Origin of the sequence: Clostridium sp. (genome assembly GCF_018372875.1) — a bacterium.
In the GTDB taxonomy this organism is placed as follows: Bacteria; Bacillota; Clostridia; order Clostridiales; family Clostridiaceae; genus Clostridium.
The window spans coordinates 22893-40030 of record NZ_JAHAIF010000023.1; the positions used below are offsets into that span (position 1 = coordinate 22893).

Here is a 17138-nt window from a genome sequence, read left to right on the forward strand (position 1 = left end):
GAATAATTTTGAGTAGTATTGATGAAAAAGGCGTAAATGAAAATAGCCATGATAATAGTAAAGATGATATGGAAAATGGCACATATGAAGTTATTAAAAATCGTCTTTTAAAGCAAGGTACTGAGTTAAAAGAGAGAGTTGAAAAGCTTAATGAAGAAAGAAAAAATGTTTTTGGTTCTATTGAAACAAAAATTCTTGGAAGTGAAAGAGTAATTACAGAGCATAACTGTATTCCAAGGGATATGGCTCCAGTAGAAGAGTATTTTATATTTGGTTATAACGTTCATATTGGACTTAAATCTAAAGTGGAATTAAGTGATGTTTTTTCGATTTATAAATATGAAAATAGAAGCTTTATAAAACAATCTCTTCAATTGATTAATGATAATGATTTTATTAATGACTTTGATGAGCTATATAAATATTATAAGAATACTTTTTTTGCTAAGTTTACTATAACAGAACCTTATTTCTATATGATTTTCCAAACAGGAAGAGACCCAGAGGATATTAAAGTATTTAAGTGGGTAATTGAGGGGAATAAGTTAATATATGTTGATAGTAGAAGTGAGCACGAGGTTAGATTTAAGAATAGAAGTGAATTTAGATTTATCAAAGCAACAAGAGATGACCAAAGAAATGGTCTTTATCCTCATGTGTCAATAATGGACAAGGTGTTTGTTGAAACTATAGGGGGAGATTTAACTATTAAAGTTGAAGATAATACTGAGACAGGTAAGGGGGTATATTCCGAGCCTGTTGAGGATGCTGATCAAAGCCTTGATGATGCAGAAATCTATTATGCAGACTTAGAACAAATGATAATTTTAAAAATCAAACCATATAAGGAAGAAGAATATAGATATTTTATATTTAATAATAAGTTAAAGAATGTAGTAAGAATTGATTCAATAAAGGATACATGTATTCTTTTACCAGGAAACCATGGGATTATCTTTCCCGAGGGGTATTATCTACAAAATGGAGAATATAAGATATTTGATGTAGAAGCAGATAAGTCAGTTTTTGATGAAAGAATCTCCTCCACAAATGGGGAGGACTATCAATATATTTTTTATAATGCTTATAGTGGGTCATATTTTATATATTCCTATAACATCATTGAACAAAAAATTGATACTCCAATTGTTTGTAGTGGATATTCTCGTTTTAATAGTGGAGAGATGATTGTTTTTAAGAGTGAAAATGATCCAAGAAGAAATCACATTATACAAATATGGCAAACTCCTTATATAGGGAAAAACTATGTTACAGAAGGAGATAAGGATTCACTTTTATTTAAGATTGGCAATAAAGATATCGTTAATGCAATGGCTGATTGTAGGGGAGTATACAAGCTTATTAAAAAAGGGGAAGGATATCAGAGTATTTATGTTGATATTGTACGGGAAAGTGAAAGAATAATTGACTCTTATTTTTGGTTAGATAAAGAAGAGGTATTTAATTTAAAGGAAGTACTTTTAAATATAAAGGAATCCTCAACCTTCGCTATAGGTGAATTTGAAAAGGTAACTAGAATAAAAACTTCTACTAAAAAGCAAATTGAAGGAGTTAGTAAAAGAGCAGAGGAGTTATTAAATAATTTAAAGTATGGTTCTTTTGACTCAATTAATGAATATGTGAAGGCTTTAGCAGATATAAGAAATTTAAGAGGAGAAATTTCCTCCCTTAAGGATTTGAGGTATGCAAATTTTAAAATAGTTAATTCTTTAGATTTAAATGTTAAAGAGAAGTATGAAGAATTCTCAAAAAAGTGTGTTGAATTTTTAATTCATCCAGAAGGATTAAAACCTTATGAGGAAAAGGTTAAGGAATTAGGGTTAAAAATAGATAAGGTTAATAAATCAATGGATGGTAAAGACCTTGAAAAGGGCATGGATGAAACATCAAGTGAACTTGAACTTCTTGTTGATATAGTTTCTAACTTTAAAATTGAAGATCCAACTATGACAACTAAAATAATAGAGAAGATTTCCTCTTTATTTTCATTAATTAATAATGGCAAAGCAAGGTTGATAAATAGGATTGAAGATCTTACTAAAAACGAAATGACAATTCAGTTTAATGCACAGTTAAAGTTGCTTAGCCAATCTGTTGTAAATTATTTAGATATATCAGATACAGTGGATAAGTGTGATGAATATTTAAATAAAGTTATGATTATGATTCAGGAACTTGAAGGAAAGTTTGTTGAATTTGATGATTATATTCTTCAACTAAGTGAAAAAAGAGAAGAGATATATAATGCTTTTGAAAGTAAAAAGCAGACCATTTTAGATAGATTAAATAAAAGAATACTTGGTTTATTTAGTTCTGCAGAACGTATACTTAAGGGTGTTGATAATAGGCTGAAAAATTTTAATTCTGTGGATGAAATTAATGGATATCTAGCTACAGATATAATGGTCGAAAAGGTTAGAGATATAATATCAGATTTAAATGAGCTTGGTGATAGTGTAAAAGGCGATGAGGTTACCTCAAAATTAAAAAAGGTAAAAGAAGAAGCTATTCGCCAACTTAAGGATAGGCAGGAGCTTTATATAAATGGAAAAGATGTTATTAAACTTGGGAAACATCATTTTTCTGTAAATACCAAAGCCATTAATTTATCTATAGTACAAAAGGACGAAAGTTTATTTTATCATATTACAGGTACTGATTTTTGGGAGAAAGTTAAGGAGGATGGAATTGAAAACTTCAAGAATGTATTCTCACAAAGTGTATTATCTGAGAATAATGAAGTTTATAGGGGTGAGTACCTAGCCTATTTAATTTTTGATTTAGCAAAAAAGAATAAATATGAATCTCTAGATATATTATATTTAAAGTCAGAGGAACAACTAGTTGAGATAGTGCAAAAGTTTATGGAACCAAGATATCAGGAAGGATACACTAAAGGCGTGCATGATATTGATGGAGCTAAAATACTAAAAGCACTACTAGAGCTACATCAAAAAATAGATTTATTGATATATAGTAGTGAAAGCAGAGCTTTAGCTAGATTATTCTGGAAATGCTTAGCTAAGAAAGATACAAAAGATTTATTAAGAAATAGATTAAAAGAATTATCTAAGGTTAGTATATTTTTTGATTCTTCACCTAATTTAGAAAGTTATATTCCATATGTTTCTGATAAGATTGAACAAGAAAATAACAATCTAAATCTATTTAATAAGAGCTATATAAAAGAGGCTTCAGAGTATCTTTGCCTTGAAATAATGAAAGGGGAAGATTTTGTAGTTAGTAAAGAAGGTAAAATAATATATGATGGATTTATTAGCTATATAAAAGGAAAAGGATTATTAAATGTTTTCTTATTTTCTATAGAAAATAGTCAAAGGGATATAGAAGGTCTATATTATTTCGTAAAGGAATGTGTTAATGCCTATAAAGCAAATATTATAGAAAATAAAATTGGTGGAGAAGATAGTAATTCTGCTATATTTGAAGCTTTAGATGAGGAGGAGATAGAAGGATTACTTAATGAAGTAATTGTTCTATTGATTGAAGGTGAGACAAAGCTTGGAAGAGTTATTTACGTTGATTCAAATGTAAAGGTGAAAGGACTTATAGGAAGCCATCCTATAATAAATAGTGGAGAGTATACTCTGGCTTATACAAAATTCATGAATAAGTTAAAGAAATTTGATGAGATTTATGTTAAGGAATTTATTGAATTCCAAGATATTAAGAAAGATCTTATTAATACCTTTAAGAAAAAAATTCATCTTGATGATTTTAAGCCTCAAGTGCTTACTTCCTTTGTAAGAAATCAATTAATTGATAAAGTATATTTACCTTTAATTGGTGATAATCTAGCAAAACAAATTGGTGTTGTAGGAGAAAATAAGAGAACAGATTCAATGGGATTACTATTGCTTCTTTCCCCTCCTGGATATGGCAAAACAACATTAATGGAATATATAGCAAGTAGACTTGGAATTATATTAGTTAAGGTAAATGGACCATCTTTAGGATATGAAGTAACATCATTAGACCCAGATAAAGCAAATAATACTGGGGCTAGAGAAGAACTTAAAAAGCTTAATGTAGCTTTAAAAATGGGGAATAATGTAATGATATATTTGGATGATATACAACATTGTAATCCTGAATTCTTACAGAAATTTATTTCTTTATGTGATGGACAAAGAAAAATTGAAGGTGTATACAATGGAGTAGGAGAAACCTATGATTTAAGAGGTAAGAAGGTTGCTGTTGTTATGGCTGGAAATCCTTATACTGAAAATGGGGAAAAATTTAAAATTCCAGATATGCTTGCAAATAGAGCTGATGTATATAATCTTGGAGATATGCTTATGGAGAATGAAGAGGCATTTAAGTTAAGTTATATTGAAAACTCTTTAACTTCTAATCCTATATTAACTAAGTTATCCACTACCAGCCCAAAAGATTTATATGGATTAATTGAGATGGCTAATGGAGTAGAAAGAGAAAGTGTAACTCTTGAAAACAATTATTCAATGGATGAACTTAATGAATATATTAGCGTTCTTCAGAAGTTATTTATGGTAAGAGATATAGTGTTAAAGGTTAATATGGAGTATATTCATTCTGCAGCTCAAAGTGATGAATATAGAAATGAACCACCATTTAAACTTCAAGGTTCATATAGAAATATGAATAAGATAGCTGAGAAGGTGGTGGCTATAATGAATGATGAGGAGTTATCTCAAAGAATTCTTATTAGTTATGAAAATGATGCTCAAACATTAACTTCTGGAGCAGAGGCTAATATGCTTAAGTGGAAGGAATTAGTTGGGTGCATAACAGATGAAGAAAAGCTACGCTTTGAAGAAATTAAAAGAACTTTTGTTAAGAATAAGCTAGTTAAAGGTAATGACAAACTAGGAGAGGCAGTTTTAGTGTTGAGTAATCTTACTGAAAATATGGAAATGATTAAGGACATATTAGCCAAAAGATAATTATTAAATATGCTAATAAAAACAAGCTTAAGATTTTAATGACAGAAGCCACGAATGAGTATCGTGGCTTTTTTCATAAGAATCATTAATATTAATTAAGTGGCGAATAAAGGGAACGGCTGATATAATGAGGTTTAGAATATTAATAAAGGAGTCATTATATGAAGTATTACTTAGCACCAATGGAAGGGATTACTGGATATATATATAGAAATGCTTATGAGAAATTCTTTCATAATATTGATAAATACTTTACACCATTTATTGTTCCCAATAAAAGCAGAAGTCTTAAAACAAAAGAGTTAAGGGATATTTTGCCTGAAAATAATGAAGGTATGAATATAGTTCCTCAAATACTTACAAATGATTCAGAGGGATTCGTTGTTACTGTTAAAAAGCTAAAACAACTAGGATACAATGAGGTGAATTTAAATCTAGGATGTCCAGCAGGAACAGTTGTTTCAAAAAATAGAGGGTCAGGTTTTCTAGCATTAAGAGATGAACTAGATAGATTCTTAGAGGAAATATATAAAATTGAAGATATGAAAATTTCAATAAAGACTAGAATTGGAAAAGACACTCCAGATGAATTTTATAAACTTATAGAGATATATAACAAATATCCATTAGAAGAGTTAATAATTCATCCTAGAACTAGAGAGGATTTTTATGGAAACAAACCTAATTTAGAAGTCTTTAAAGATGCATTATTATTAAGCAAAAGTCCTGTGTGTTACAATGGGGATATCTTTACTGTTGAAGATTATAATAAATTAGTTGATAATTTCAAAGATGTAGATAAAGTTATGTTTGGTAGAGGTGTTTTAGCTAATCCAGGACTTATAGGAGAGATAAAGGATAATAATTTCATTACTAAAGATATGTTAAAAGCCTTTCATGATGAAGTTTTTCAAAACTACATAGAACTATTTAATGATGATAAAAATGCCATGTTTAGAATGAAAGAGCTTTGGGGGTATATGAGATATATGTTTACTGATAATAAAAAGTATGCAAAAAAGATAAAGAAATCTCAAAAAGTTATAGATTATAAACAAGCTGTTTCAAGTTTATTTATGGAACAAGAGATTATTAAAGGGGCTGGATTGTTTAATAATATGGATTAAAGTAGAATCTACACTTCTATAGTGTGGATTCTTTATATAAAAAATGAGAATATATATTGACTTGGAGTTCGCTCCAAGAAGTATACTGATTAATATACTAATGTAAAATATAGGAGGAATTTATTATGGTCTTAAACAGAATTAATGAACCAAAGGATTTAAAACTTCTTAATAAAGAAGAGTTAGGATATTTAGCTAGTGAAATAAGAGAAGTTTTAATAAGAAAGGTAAGTAGAACAGGTGGACATTTTGGTCCTAACCTAGGAATGGTGGAAGCGACAATAGCAATGCACTATGTATTTAATTCACCAATAGATAAAATCGTATATGATGTATCTCATCAATCCTATACTCATAAAACTTTGACAGGAAGAAAAAATGCATTCATTAATCCAGATGAATATAAAACTGTTACAGGATATACTGAGCCTAGTGAAAGTGAACATGATTTCTTTATAGTAGGGCATACATCTACTTCTGTTAGTTTAGCATGTGGATTAGCAAAAGCAAGAGATATAAAGGGTGGAAAAGAAAATATTATTGCTGTTATAGGAGATGGTTCCCTAAGTGGTGGTGAAGCATATGAAGGGTTAAATAATGCAGCTGCATCAGGGAAAAATATTATAATTTTAGTTAATGATAATGATATGTCTATAGCAGAAAACTATGGAGGGCTTTACAAGAATTTAGAATTACTACGTGAATCTAATGGAAAGGCTGAAAATAATTTCTTTAAGTCATTAGGATTTGAGTATCATTATATTGATAATGGAAATGACATAGAATCATTAATTGATATATTCTCCAAGGTAAAGGATATAGACCACCCAGTGGTTATTCATATGCATACAATTAAGGGGAAAGGATATAAGGATGCTGAAGAAAACAAAGAAGCATTTCATTGGGTTAGTCCTTTTAATTTAGAAACAAAGGAGCCAGTAAATAAACCAACTTCAGGAGAATCTTATAGGAGCATTACTGAAGAGTTTTTAATGAAAAAAGCAAGTGAAGATCCTAAAGTTGTAGCTATAACAGCAGGAACGCCATCATCAGTTAGCTTGGGGAACTTTAGAAATGAATTTAAAAATCAATTTATAGATGTTGGAATAGCAGAGGAGCATGCAGTTGCCCTTGCGTCAGGAATAGCATCACAAGGAGGTAAACCTGTAGTTGGATTTTTAAGCTCATTTATCCAAAGAACTTATGATCAGTTATCTCAAGATCTTGCTATAAATAATAATCCAGCATTAATAATGGTTTATGGTGGTGGAATAACAGGGGGAGATGTTACTCACCTTGGAATATTTGATATACCTTTAATAAGTAATATTCCTAATATAGTTTATCTTGCACCAACTAATAAAGAAGAATATATAGCTATGATGGAATGGGGAATTGAGCAAGATAAATATCCAGTTGCAATACGTGTTCCTAATATAAATGTAGTATCTACTGGAATTTCTGTAGAGCCTGATTTCCATAATATAAATACATATAAAAAAGTTGAAAGTGGAAAAGATATAGCAATAATTGGGCTAGGAAATTTCTATCACCTTGGAAAGAAAGTAAAAGAAAAATTAAAATCTGAAATAGGGGTTAATGCTACATTAATAAATCCTAGATTTATAAGTGGTATAGATGAGAAGTTATTATATGAACTTTTGGAAGAACATAAATTAGTAATTACTTTAGAAGATGGCGTTTTAGATGGTGGATTTGGTGAAAAGATTTCAAGATTCTATGGTGACAAAAATATTAAGGTATTGAATTTTGGAGCTGATAAGGAATTTACTAATGGGGTTTCTAAAGATGAGTTATATGAGCGTTATCATTTAACAGAGGAGCTAATAGTAGAGGATATAAAAAAATCATTAGAATAGATAAAACTGGATATAATAGTATTAATTAAATTATAAACAAAGGAGAAAAAATATGAATTGGAAATATGAATATGAAAGAATATATAGTGAAAATGATAAAGGGGAGTTAATGGCTGAAGTAACTTTTAAACGTGAAAAAGATGAAGAGGTAAATATAGATCATGTTTATGTTAACCCAGTTTTAAGGGGGCAAGGAGTTGCTTCAAAGGTAATGCTTGTAATGGTAGAGTATTTAAGAAAAGAAAAGCTTAAAGCAACAGCTACATGTTCATATGCTAATGATTGGTTTAAGAAAAATGAAAAAGAATATTTAGATGTAATTTCTGATAATAATATAGATGCTGTTGTTGCCTGTAAAATAGGTGGAAAACATTAATAGTAAATTAGGGTTATGTACAAATGAGTGCGTAACTCTTTTTTGTTATGGTAGATTTTTATATGTCCTTTAATCTATATTTTTGCTGTAAAGTATAGATTAAAAGACATATAGTGGTAAAATATAAATGTGGTTAGGAGGGAGTAAAATGAGAAAAAAGGTCTTTATGTTTTCAATGATTGTTACTATACTAATATCATTTATTGGATGTAGTAATACTAAGGAGGATAATATTGGTGATAGTAACAGAAGTTATGGAAATACAATAAATAATTATTATAAAGGGATGAGTGCTTGTAAATATAATGATGAAATTTATTTTTCAGGATGGAATGATAGAGCATTTTATAAAATAAAGAATGATGGAACAGGACTTGAAAAACTAAATAATGATTATCCTAAGGACATAAATATATATAGAAATAATATTTATTATATAGATGAATCGGATCTTGGCAAAATGGAATTGATTAAAGTTGATTTGGATGGAAAAAGTAACAAAGAGGTATTATCTGATAAGGCTTATAGTGTAATGATTAAAGATGATAAATTAATGTATATGGATAGGAATAATTATAACAGTAGTAATTTTATAGTAGTGGATTTAAATACTAATAAAGAGATTAAGAATGTTGAGATGGAAGGAACACCTATAATTTTTGATGAAAATACATTTATAAAAGATAGTCCAACTTCGGAATATAAAATATTTAAGGATGATAGAACTATAGTTTATGAAGCTAATGAGAAAACTTCTAATGATCCTGATATAGTAAATGTAAGTGAAAAATATATTGTATATATGAGTAGTTCACCTGAAACTGGATGTTTTGCTACTTCTATGGATGGAAGAACTACAAAAATTAGCGATAATATGTTTCATACTAGGTCAATCATTATAGGAGATGACTTTTATTATTTTAGGAATAGTAAGTTTATAAAGTTAAATTTGATAAATGGAAATGTAGAAGAATTATTTGATTTTGAGTTTATTAGTAGTGAGAGCGATGTTAATAATGCTTTAAATAGATCAATGTTTGAATTTGATGGAGTTATTTATACTCCTTATGAAGATAAAATTTTACCTATGTATAATACTAAAACAAATGAGATTGAGAAAGTTTTTAATGATCTTGTTTTGAGTAGAATAAAAAAATAAATGATTAACAGAAATTAATTTTTAAGAAAATATAGAGAGATTATTGATAGTTAAAAAGTGTTGCAAAATATAGCAGCACTTTTTTTAAATGCATAGGAAAGTATAAAATTTCAATTAGCTATAAATCAACGGTATTATTAAATTTTCATATTAAAAAATATAAAATAAAGGATAGTAATTTTATAATTTCCTTACCTTTAGTACGGGGGGGAGTGGATATTTGTTTTGATGTGACTTGGAGCTTGCGACGGAACAAGCAAAATAAATATCCGCTACACCTTTTTTAAATAAAAGTGTGAAAATAATTTCATAAAAACATAAAAAAAAGAAAGATAATACTAAAAACAGTAAAAATGTTTACATAAACCTTTACAGGTGTAATAATATGAACTGTAAAGAGGAGGTAGAGAGTAATGAATAAAAAAATAGTAGCAGTTACAGCTTGCGCTGCTGGTATAGCACATACTTATATGGCGGCTGAAAGTTTAGAAAAAGCAGCAAAAAAGGCTGGATATAAAATTAAAGTTGAAACGCAAGGTTCTATTGGAGCTGAAAATGTTTTAACAGAAAAAGATATTGAAACAGCAGACGTAGTAATAATAGCAGCAGATATAAATATAGATTTAATGAGATTTTCAGGTAAGAGAATATTATCAGTAAAATCAATTGATGCAATAAAAGCACCTGAAGCATTAATTAAAAGAGCTTATGACGAAGCTAAAGTTTTTGGAGCAAAAGGAACTAAGGTTGGTAAGGTGACTTTAGGAAAGACAGAAAATAATTTTGTTAAACATATAATGAGTGGGATATCATATATGACTCCAATGGTTATAGCATCAGGTATACTATTAGCTATTGCTAACATATTTGCATTCCAAGCAAATGAACTTGGTCAAATAGTAAATTGGGGATTTGATAAAACAACACAAATGGGATTTTTCATGTCTAAGCTTTTTGAAGTTGGACAAATTGGATTTAAATTAATGATTCCTTTATTTGCAGCTTTTGTTGCTAACTCAATAGCAGACAAGCCTGCAATAGCACCAGCAATGATAGGTGCATACTTAGTAAATGATGCAACATATTTAGGAACTCAAACAGGTGGTGGTTTCTTAGGAGCAATCTTAGTTGCATTCATAGTTGGATATTTAGTAAAAGGATTAAAGAAGATAAAGTGGCCTAAGATATTACAACCATTACTTGCTATTATGATTATTCCTTTAATAGCTACTTTCGCAATAATGGTTATAGTAACATACTTAATTGGTAATCCAATAGCAGGATTAATGGATAGTTTATATAGTGGATTAACAACTTTAAATGAAACATTCGCTGGAGCACCATTTATAATTGGAGCAATTATTGGTGGTATGATTGGATTTGACTTTGGAGGTCCAGTTAACAAGACAGCACTTATATTTGGTACAGCTGTTTATACAGATACAGTAGCTAAGTTTGGTATAGCAAATGCTAACTTTGTACCTCAAACAGCAACACAAGCTGCAATTTCAGTTGCACCATTAGGAATATGGCTTGCATCAGTATTATTTAAGAATAAATTTACAAAGAATGAAAAGATATCAGCTAGTTCAGCATTTGGTATGGGTATGGTTGGAGTTACAGAAGGAGCAATTCCATTTGCAGCATCTAACCCAGTTCAAATGATTACTGCATCTGTTGCTGGTTCAGCATTAGCAGGGGGACTTGCTTCTATAACTGGATGTAAGTTCTACGGTGGTATTGGATCTCCACTTGGAGCAGTTATAGGATACATTGAACAACCAGTTCCATTTATAACTTGGATATTATGTATATTTGCAGGTATTTTAGTAACAGCATTAATTATTGGATTCTGGAGAAAGCCAGTATGTGAAGAAGAGGAAGAATATATAGAAGTAGAGCCTAATGAAGTTATTGAGGAATCTATAGTAGAATCTAAGGAATTATTTAGTGAAGATCACATATACATTGATGAAAATTCAACTACTCAAGATGAAGCTTTTAAGTTTATAGCATCAATAGCTAAGAAGCATGGATATGTTAAGAGTGAAGAAGATTTTTATCATGGGTTACAAGAGAGAGAAAAAGAAGCTACAACTGGATTTAATGATGGTATAGCAATACCACATAGTAAAAATTCAACAGTTATTTCACCAGGTGTATTCTTAATTAAATTTAAAAATCCAATAGAATGGGACTCATTAGATGGAAAGAAGATAACTACAGCTTTTGCGCTAACTATTCCTGAGGATGGAGCAGAAAATCACTTAAAGATATTAAGCACAATAGCAAAAGAATTAATAGATGATAATTTCAGAAATACAGTTATCAAAGAAACAGATTCCCAAAAACTATACAATTTAGTTAAGGGTATACAACTATAATTTAAAAATCCACTGGTGATTGTAATAATAACCAGTGGATTTTTACTATAGAAAAGATTTAATTCATAAAAGGAGATATATAATGAAAAAAATACATGTTTATCCTCATACGCATTGGGATTATGAATGGTATTTTACTTCAAATGAATCAATTATACAGCTAGTATATCACATGGATGAAGTAATAAATGCATTAGAAGATGGAGATTTAGAAACATACCTATTAGATGGACAATTAAGTATTTTAGATGAATATATAAAGTTTATGCCAAGTAACTTTGAAAGAGTAAAAAAACTTGTTGAAGAAGGAAAATTAATAATAGGACCTTGGTATACACAAACTGATGAACTAATTATAGATGGAGAATCAATAGCTAGAAATCTTTTTTATGGTATAAAAAGTGCATCAAAGTATGGAGATTATTTAAAGATTGGCTATTTACCAGATTCTTTTGGGCAAAGTAAGGATATGCCTAAAATATTAAATGGTTTTGATATTAAAAGAAGTATTTTCTGGAGAGGGGTATCTAAGGATGCTTGTCCAAGTAGAGAGTTTATTTGGAAGGGTGAAGATGATAGTTCACTTTTAGTTTATAACATCAAAAATGGATACTTCTATGGTGGAAATTTAATTTACACTGATGATGTAGAAAAAGTAGAAAAAACAATTTTAGATGGATCCCAAACTGATAATATTCTTCTACCAGTAGGGGGAGACCAGAGGTTTGTAGATTTCAACTTAAAAGAGAGAATAAAATACTATAATGATAGAACTAAAAACGATTTTGAATATGTTGAAAGCAGTTGCGATAAGTTCTTTGATGAATTAGAAAAGTCAGAAGGGTTACAAGAAGTAAAAGGTGAATTTGTAAATCCATCTAACTCTAAAATTCATAGGTCAATATACTCTTCTAGATACGACCATAAGTATTTAAATGATAAGATTGAAAGAAGATTAATTTATCAATTAGAGCCATTAATGGTTATAGCTCAGAATCTTGGATTAGATCCAAAGGTTGAAATGATAGAGGAAATTTGGAAGAAGTTACTTATGAACCACGCTCATGATAGTGCTTGTGGATGTAATAGTGATAAGACAAATAGAAGTATAATTTCAAGGTTAACGGAAGCAGATCAACTATCTTACTCAGCCTGTGATTATATTATAAGAAAGATAAGTGAATCTATTGAAGGTAAAGAGGAAAATGACATAATTTTATTTAATACTCTTCCTCATAGAAGAGAAGAAGTAGCAAAAGTGATTGTTACAACTAAACGTAAGAACTTTAAAATTACAGATAAAAACGGAAATATAATTGAGCATGAAGTATTAGATGTTGTTAAGGAGTATGCAGGTAGCATTAAGAAGGATGAGTCTCAATACGATGAGGAACTATATTATTATGTTTCAAAGGTGGCATTAAAATGTAATTTAGAGCCATTAAGCATAGAAGTGTTAAAGTTAGTTGAAATTGATGAAGAAGTAGAAGTATTAGAAAATAAAAAAGGCAATTGTATAGAAGATAATTTCTATAAGGTTGAAGTCAGTGATGGGAAAATTAATATCTTAGATAAGGTTAATAATAGAAAGTTAGAAGATTGCTTATACATTGAAGAAAGTGGAGATGATGGAGATACATATGACTACTCCCCTCCAGAAGAAAAGTATGATTTTAGATACAATTTAAGCTTTGAAAATGGAAATGTAGAAGTAAATAATAGAAAGCTTCATAAAGAAATTAAAATATGTGGAGAATTTATTGTACCAGAAAACCTTAAAGAGAGAGAATTAAATAAGAGAGGTACAAGTATACCATATGAGTTAAGCTTATCATTATCTAATAAGGGTGTTATAGAATGTCATTTAGAGTTGGATAATAATGCAGATGATCATAGAATGAGAATAGTTCTAAAAACAGATGTTTTTTCAACAGAAAGTATTTCAGATACTGCTTTCGGGGTAATAAAAAGAGACAATGTTCCTGAACATATTAATGATTGGAGAGAATTAGGATGGAAAGAAGAGCCATCACCAATATATCCAATGCTTCATTTTGCAGGAATTGAAGATGAAAACTCATCAGCTACATTGTTAGCAAAGGGAATAAAGGAATATGAAATATTAGATAACTCTAAGATTGCATTAACTTTATTTAGAGGGGTTGGATTCTTAGGAAAGCCTGATTTAATTAGAAGACCTGGTATAGCATCTGGAAATGAATTTAGATATATAGAAACTCCTGATAGTCAATTAAGGGGAAAAATGAAATTTAAATTTGCTATATATCTTAGCAATAAAATGGATGCTACAGTAGTGAATAAACTTTGGAAGAACTATAGTATAACCATTCCAAGTTATCAAATACAAGAAATAAACAGGTTTACAAATACCCTTAAATATTTTGTTATGCATCCTTTAAAAGATAGTGTGGAAGCAATAAAGAGTGTAGTAGATTGTAGCCAATTAAAAGATATTGTAGTTACTTCTATAATACCTGTAGATAAGAATTCATTTACTATTAGATTTGTAAATTATAATAATAAATTAGTTGATGGAGGCAAGCTTAAGACTAATAAAGGGACTAGTTATGAGTGGGTTAATATGAATAATAGGGCTATAGTTAGTGAAGAAAAAATTAATGGCCATATAAATCTAGGAAAATTTAAGAATGGTGAAATTAAGACATTAAAAATCAATATATAGTTGAAAAAGATGAGGGAAATATATAGTATTAAATCATAGTAAGATTTGGGAGAGATAGGAATATGAATAAAGAGATTATATTGAGGATAACTCATGCAAAGTTCAAGTTTACCTATGTAGAAGAACAGATTGCTGAGTATTTTCTAGGAAATAATGAACCAATGTCAATAAATGATTTGGCTGAGTTACTATGTGTTTCCCCTGCATCAATCACAAGATTTTGTAAAAAGATAGGACTTAATAACTATAAGGAACTTATATATTTATATAAAGAGCATCTTAAAGAAAATGATAAAATTAATATGAATAATATTTCAGTAGATTTACAGAAATCATACTTTAAAATCTTTAATCAAATTGATGGAAGCTTTAATAGAGAAAAGATTGAGGCGATTTGTGATCTAATACATAGCTATAGATTTATGCATATTTTTGCATTAGGTTTAAGTGCAACAGCAGCTCAAGATTTTAAGTTTAGATTTTCTAGAATGGGGAAATTTATAGAAGTAATTTATGATAAAGATGCTATAGATATGGCCACGGCAGTAATAGAAGAAGGGGACTTGGTATTTATATTTACTTTAAGAGGAAATAAATACCTACAAAAATGTGCAAAAGCCTTAAAAGAAAAAGGAGCTAAGCTTGTAGTTATTACAGGAAATGAACATACTAAATTAAATGAATATGCAGATATAATTATAGTTACTGCTAATCTTTCTGGGGAAGAATCAACAGGAATGATATCTGCTCAAATTCCTATTTTAATACAAATAGATTTAATTCACTATTATTATGTAAGGAAATATAAAGAAGTTTTAGAAGCATGGGTTTCAACGGAAAAGGTATTTAATAAAGAGTAGTATATGGGGAGGATTTTACAGATGTATGCATGTTTAGATATAGGAGGTACCTCTATAAAAGTGGGTATTTCTGATAAGAATGGTAATTTAACTAATAAAGGTAATTTAAAGGTTTCTGATGAGTTTAGTGTTATTATAGATGGAGTTGTAAATTGGATAGAAGAAATAAGAAAAAGCTATGATATAGAAGGTATAGCAATTAGTGCTCCAGGAGCTGTAAATAGTAAAACTGGGGTGATTGGGGGAGCAAGTGCACTTCCATGTATTCACGGACCAAACTGGAAAGAAATTTTATGTGAAAAAACAGGATTACCTATAAGTATTGAAAATGATGCAAACTGTGCAGCTTTAGCAGAGGCTTTTTCAGGCAAGGGAAAAGATTTAAATGATATATTATTTGTGGTATGTGGTACTGGAATTGGTGGCGCAATAATAAAAGATGGGAAAATTCATCATGGCAAACATCTTCATGGGGGAGAAGTTGGATATATGCTTATGGAAGAAGCTAATGGTGAATATTTAAACTTTAGTGAAGTTGCATCGACAATGTCTTTTGTTAGAAAAGTAAGAAAGCACTATAATGATGATTCATGGAACGGAGAAAGTGTTTTTGAAGCAGCAGAAAAAGGCAACGAAGTATGTAGAGATGCTATAGATACATTTTATAAGAACTTAGCAAAAGGAATATTTAATTTACAACATATTTATGACCCGGAAATTATTTTGTTAGGTGGGGCAATTAGTAATAGGGAAGATTTTATTGATAGAATAAATGAAAAGTTATTCATGATAAGAGAAAAGATAAATATAGATACACTTATGCCAAAGATAGATACATGTACTCATAAAAAGGATGCTAATTTAGTAGGAGCTTTAGCTAACTTTTTAATGGAACATGGAGAATAGTAATAAAGCTTCTATGATATAAAATCATAGAAGCTTTATTACTATTCTAAAATTTCAAGTATCTCTACAGTATAATTTGAACCTGGAGCGTTTACTTCTACTATGTCTCCAGCTTTACTACCAGCTAAAGCCTTTCCTAAATCAGATTCTATACTTATCATCATATTTTCAGGATCTAGGTCCATTGTAGTAACTAATGTAATTACGTCTTCATCATCATCTTCAACAAACTTTATTCTAGCTTTACTGTTAATACCTAATACGGTTTTATCTACATTTTCATCATCAATAACTGTAGCAGTTGAAATCATAGATAATAAATATTGTATTCTGTTATCATTTTCTCTATAGTTAGCACAAGCTTCTTTATACTCAGCATTTTCAGATCTATCACCATGAGCTGCTGCAATTAACTTCTCTTTTGCTATTTCAGCCCTTTTAACAGTCATTCTATAATCTAATTCTTCTTGCAATTTTCTCATATTTTCGTGAGTAAGTATATTATTCATAGATATAAACCTCCCCTAAATCTATTACCTTAATATTATATAAATATATACAAAAAAATGAAAGGTATTTCTAAATAAGTGTGGTTGAATTAATAGTATAGAAGTTACAAAAAGGTGCTTAAAACCCTTGTGTTAACTTAATATTTTAGTATCTGATATATTTTTATGGATAGTGTAAAGTTTCCTATGAAAAAATAGCCTGTAGCTAATTTTGAATAATAATAAACAAATAACTTTGCAATATCCGTAAAAACTCAAAAATTGAA

General features: G+C 29.3%; 10 protein-coding genes. 9 read left to right on the forward strand and 1 reads right to left on the reverse strand.

Annotated features, from left to right (window positions below):
- The first annotated feature begins 8 nt into the window (after positions 1 to 8).
- The 9 genes from KIB46_RS09170 to KIB46_RS09210 all read left to right on the forward strand — a co-directional run bounded on the left by KIB46_RS09170 (position 9) and on the right by KIB46_RS09210 (position 16363).
- Positions 9 to 4967: a DNA repair ATPase gene (locus tag KIB46_RS09170; protein ID WP_291671503.1), complete on the forward strand. Its 4959-nt coding sequence runs from the start codon at positions 9 to 11 to the stop codon at positions 4965 to 4967.
- A gap of 161 nt (positions 4968 to 5128) precedes the next feature.
- Complete coding sequence (locus tag KIB46_RS09175) at positions 5129 to 6094, forward strand: tRNA-dihydrouridine synthase family protein (protein ID WP_291671504.1); 966 nt, start codon at positions 5129 to 5131, stop codon at positions 6092 to 6094.
- Positions 6095 to 6219: 125 nt separating this feature from the next.
- Positions 6220 to 7974, forward strand: coding sequence for a 1-deoxy-D-xylulose-5-phosphate synthase (locus KIB46_RS09180; protein ID WP_291671505.1), 1755 nt, complete (start codon positions 6220 to 6222; stop codon positions 7972 to 7974).
- A 52-nt stretch (positions 7975 to 8026) separates the two neighbouring features.
- Complete coding sequence (locus KIB46_RS09185) at positions 8027 to 8350, forward strand: GNAT family N-acetyltransferase (RefSeq protein ID WP_291671506.1); 324 nt, start codon at positions 8027 to 8029, stop codon at positions 8348 to 8350.
- 148 nt (positions 8351 to 8498) lie between these two features.
- Entirely contained in the window at positions 8499 to 9509 is a 1011-nt protein-coding gene (locus KIB46_RS09190; protein ID WP_291671507.1) for a DUF5050 domain-containing protein, read from the forward strand.
- A gap of 413 nt (positions 9510 to 9922) precedes the next feature.
- Positions 9923 to 11893 (forward strand): fructose-specific PTS transporter subunit EIIC, encoded by a 1971-nt coding sequence (locus KIB46_RS09195; RefSeq protein ID WP_156561592.1) that lies wholly within the window; start codon positions 9923 to 9925, stop codon positions 11891 to 11893.
- 82 nt (positions 11894 to 11975) lie between these two features.
- A complete protein-coding gene (locus KIB46_RS09200) occupies positions 11976 to 14597 on the forward strand; it encodes a glycoside hydrolase family 38 C-terminal domain-containing protein (RefSeq protein WP_291671508.1) in 2622 nt (873 codons plus the stop codon).
- A 62-nt stretch (positions 14598 to 14659) separates the two neighbouring features.
- Positions 14660 to 15457 (forward strand): MurR/RpiR family transcriptional regulator, encoded by a 798-nt coding sequence (locus tag KIB46_RS09205; protein ID WP_156561594.1) that lies wholly within the window; start codon positions 14660 to 14662, stop codon positions 15455 to 15457.
- Positions 15458 to 15478: 21 nt separating this feature from the next.
- Positions 15479 to 16363, forward strand: a complete 885-nt coding sequence (locus KIB46_RS09210; RefSeq protein WP_291671509.1) for an ROK family protein — start codon at positions 15479 to 15481, stop codon at positions 16361 to 16363.
- 41 nt (positions 16364 to 16404) lie between these two features.
- Here the strand turns inward: KIB46_RS09210 and greA are convergent, their stop codons facing one another.
- Positions 16405 to 16872, reverse strand: a complete 468-nt coding sequence (greA, locus tag KIB46_RS09215; protein ID WP_099328990.1) for a transcription elongation factor GreA — start codon at positions 16870 to 16872, stop codon at positions 16405 to 16407.
- Between the last annotated feature and the right edge of the window lie 266 nt (positions 16873 to 17138).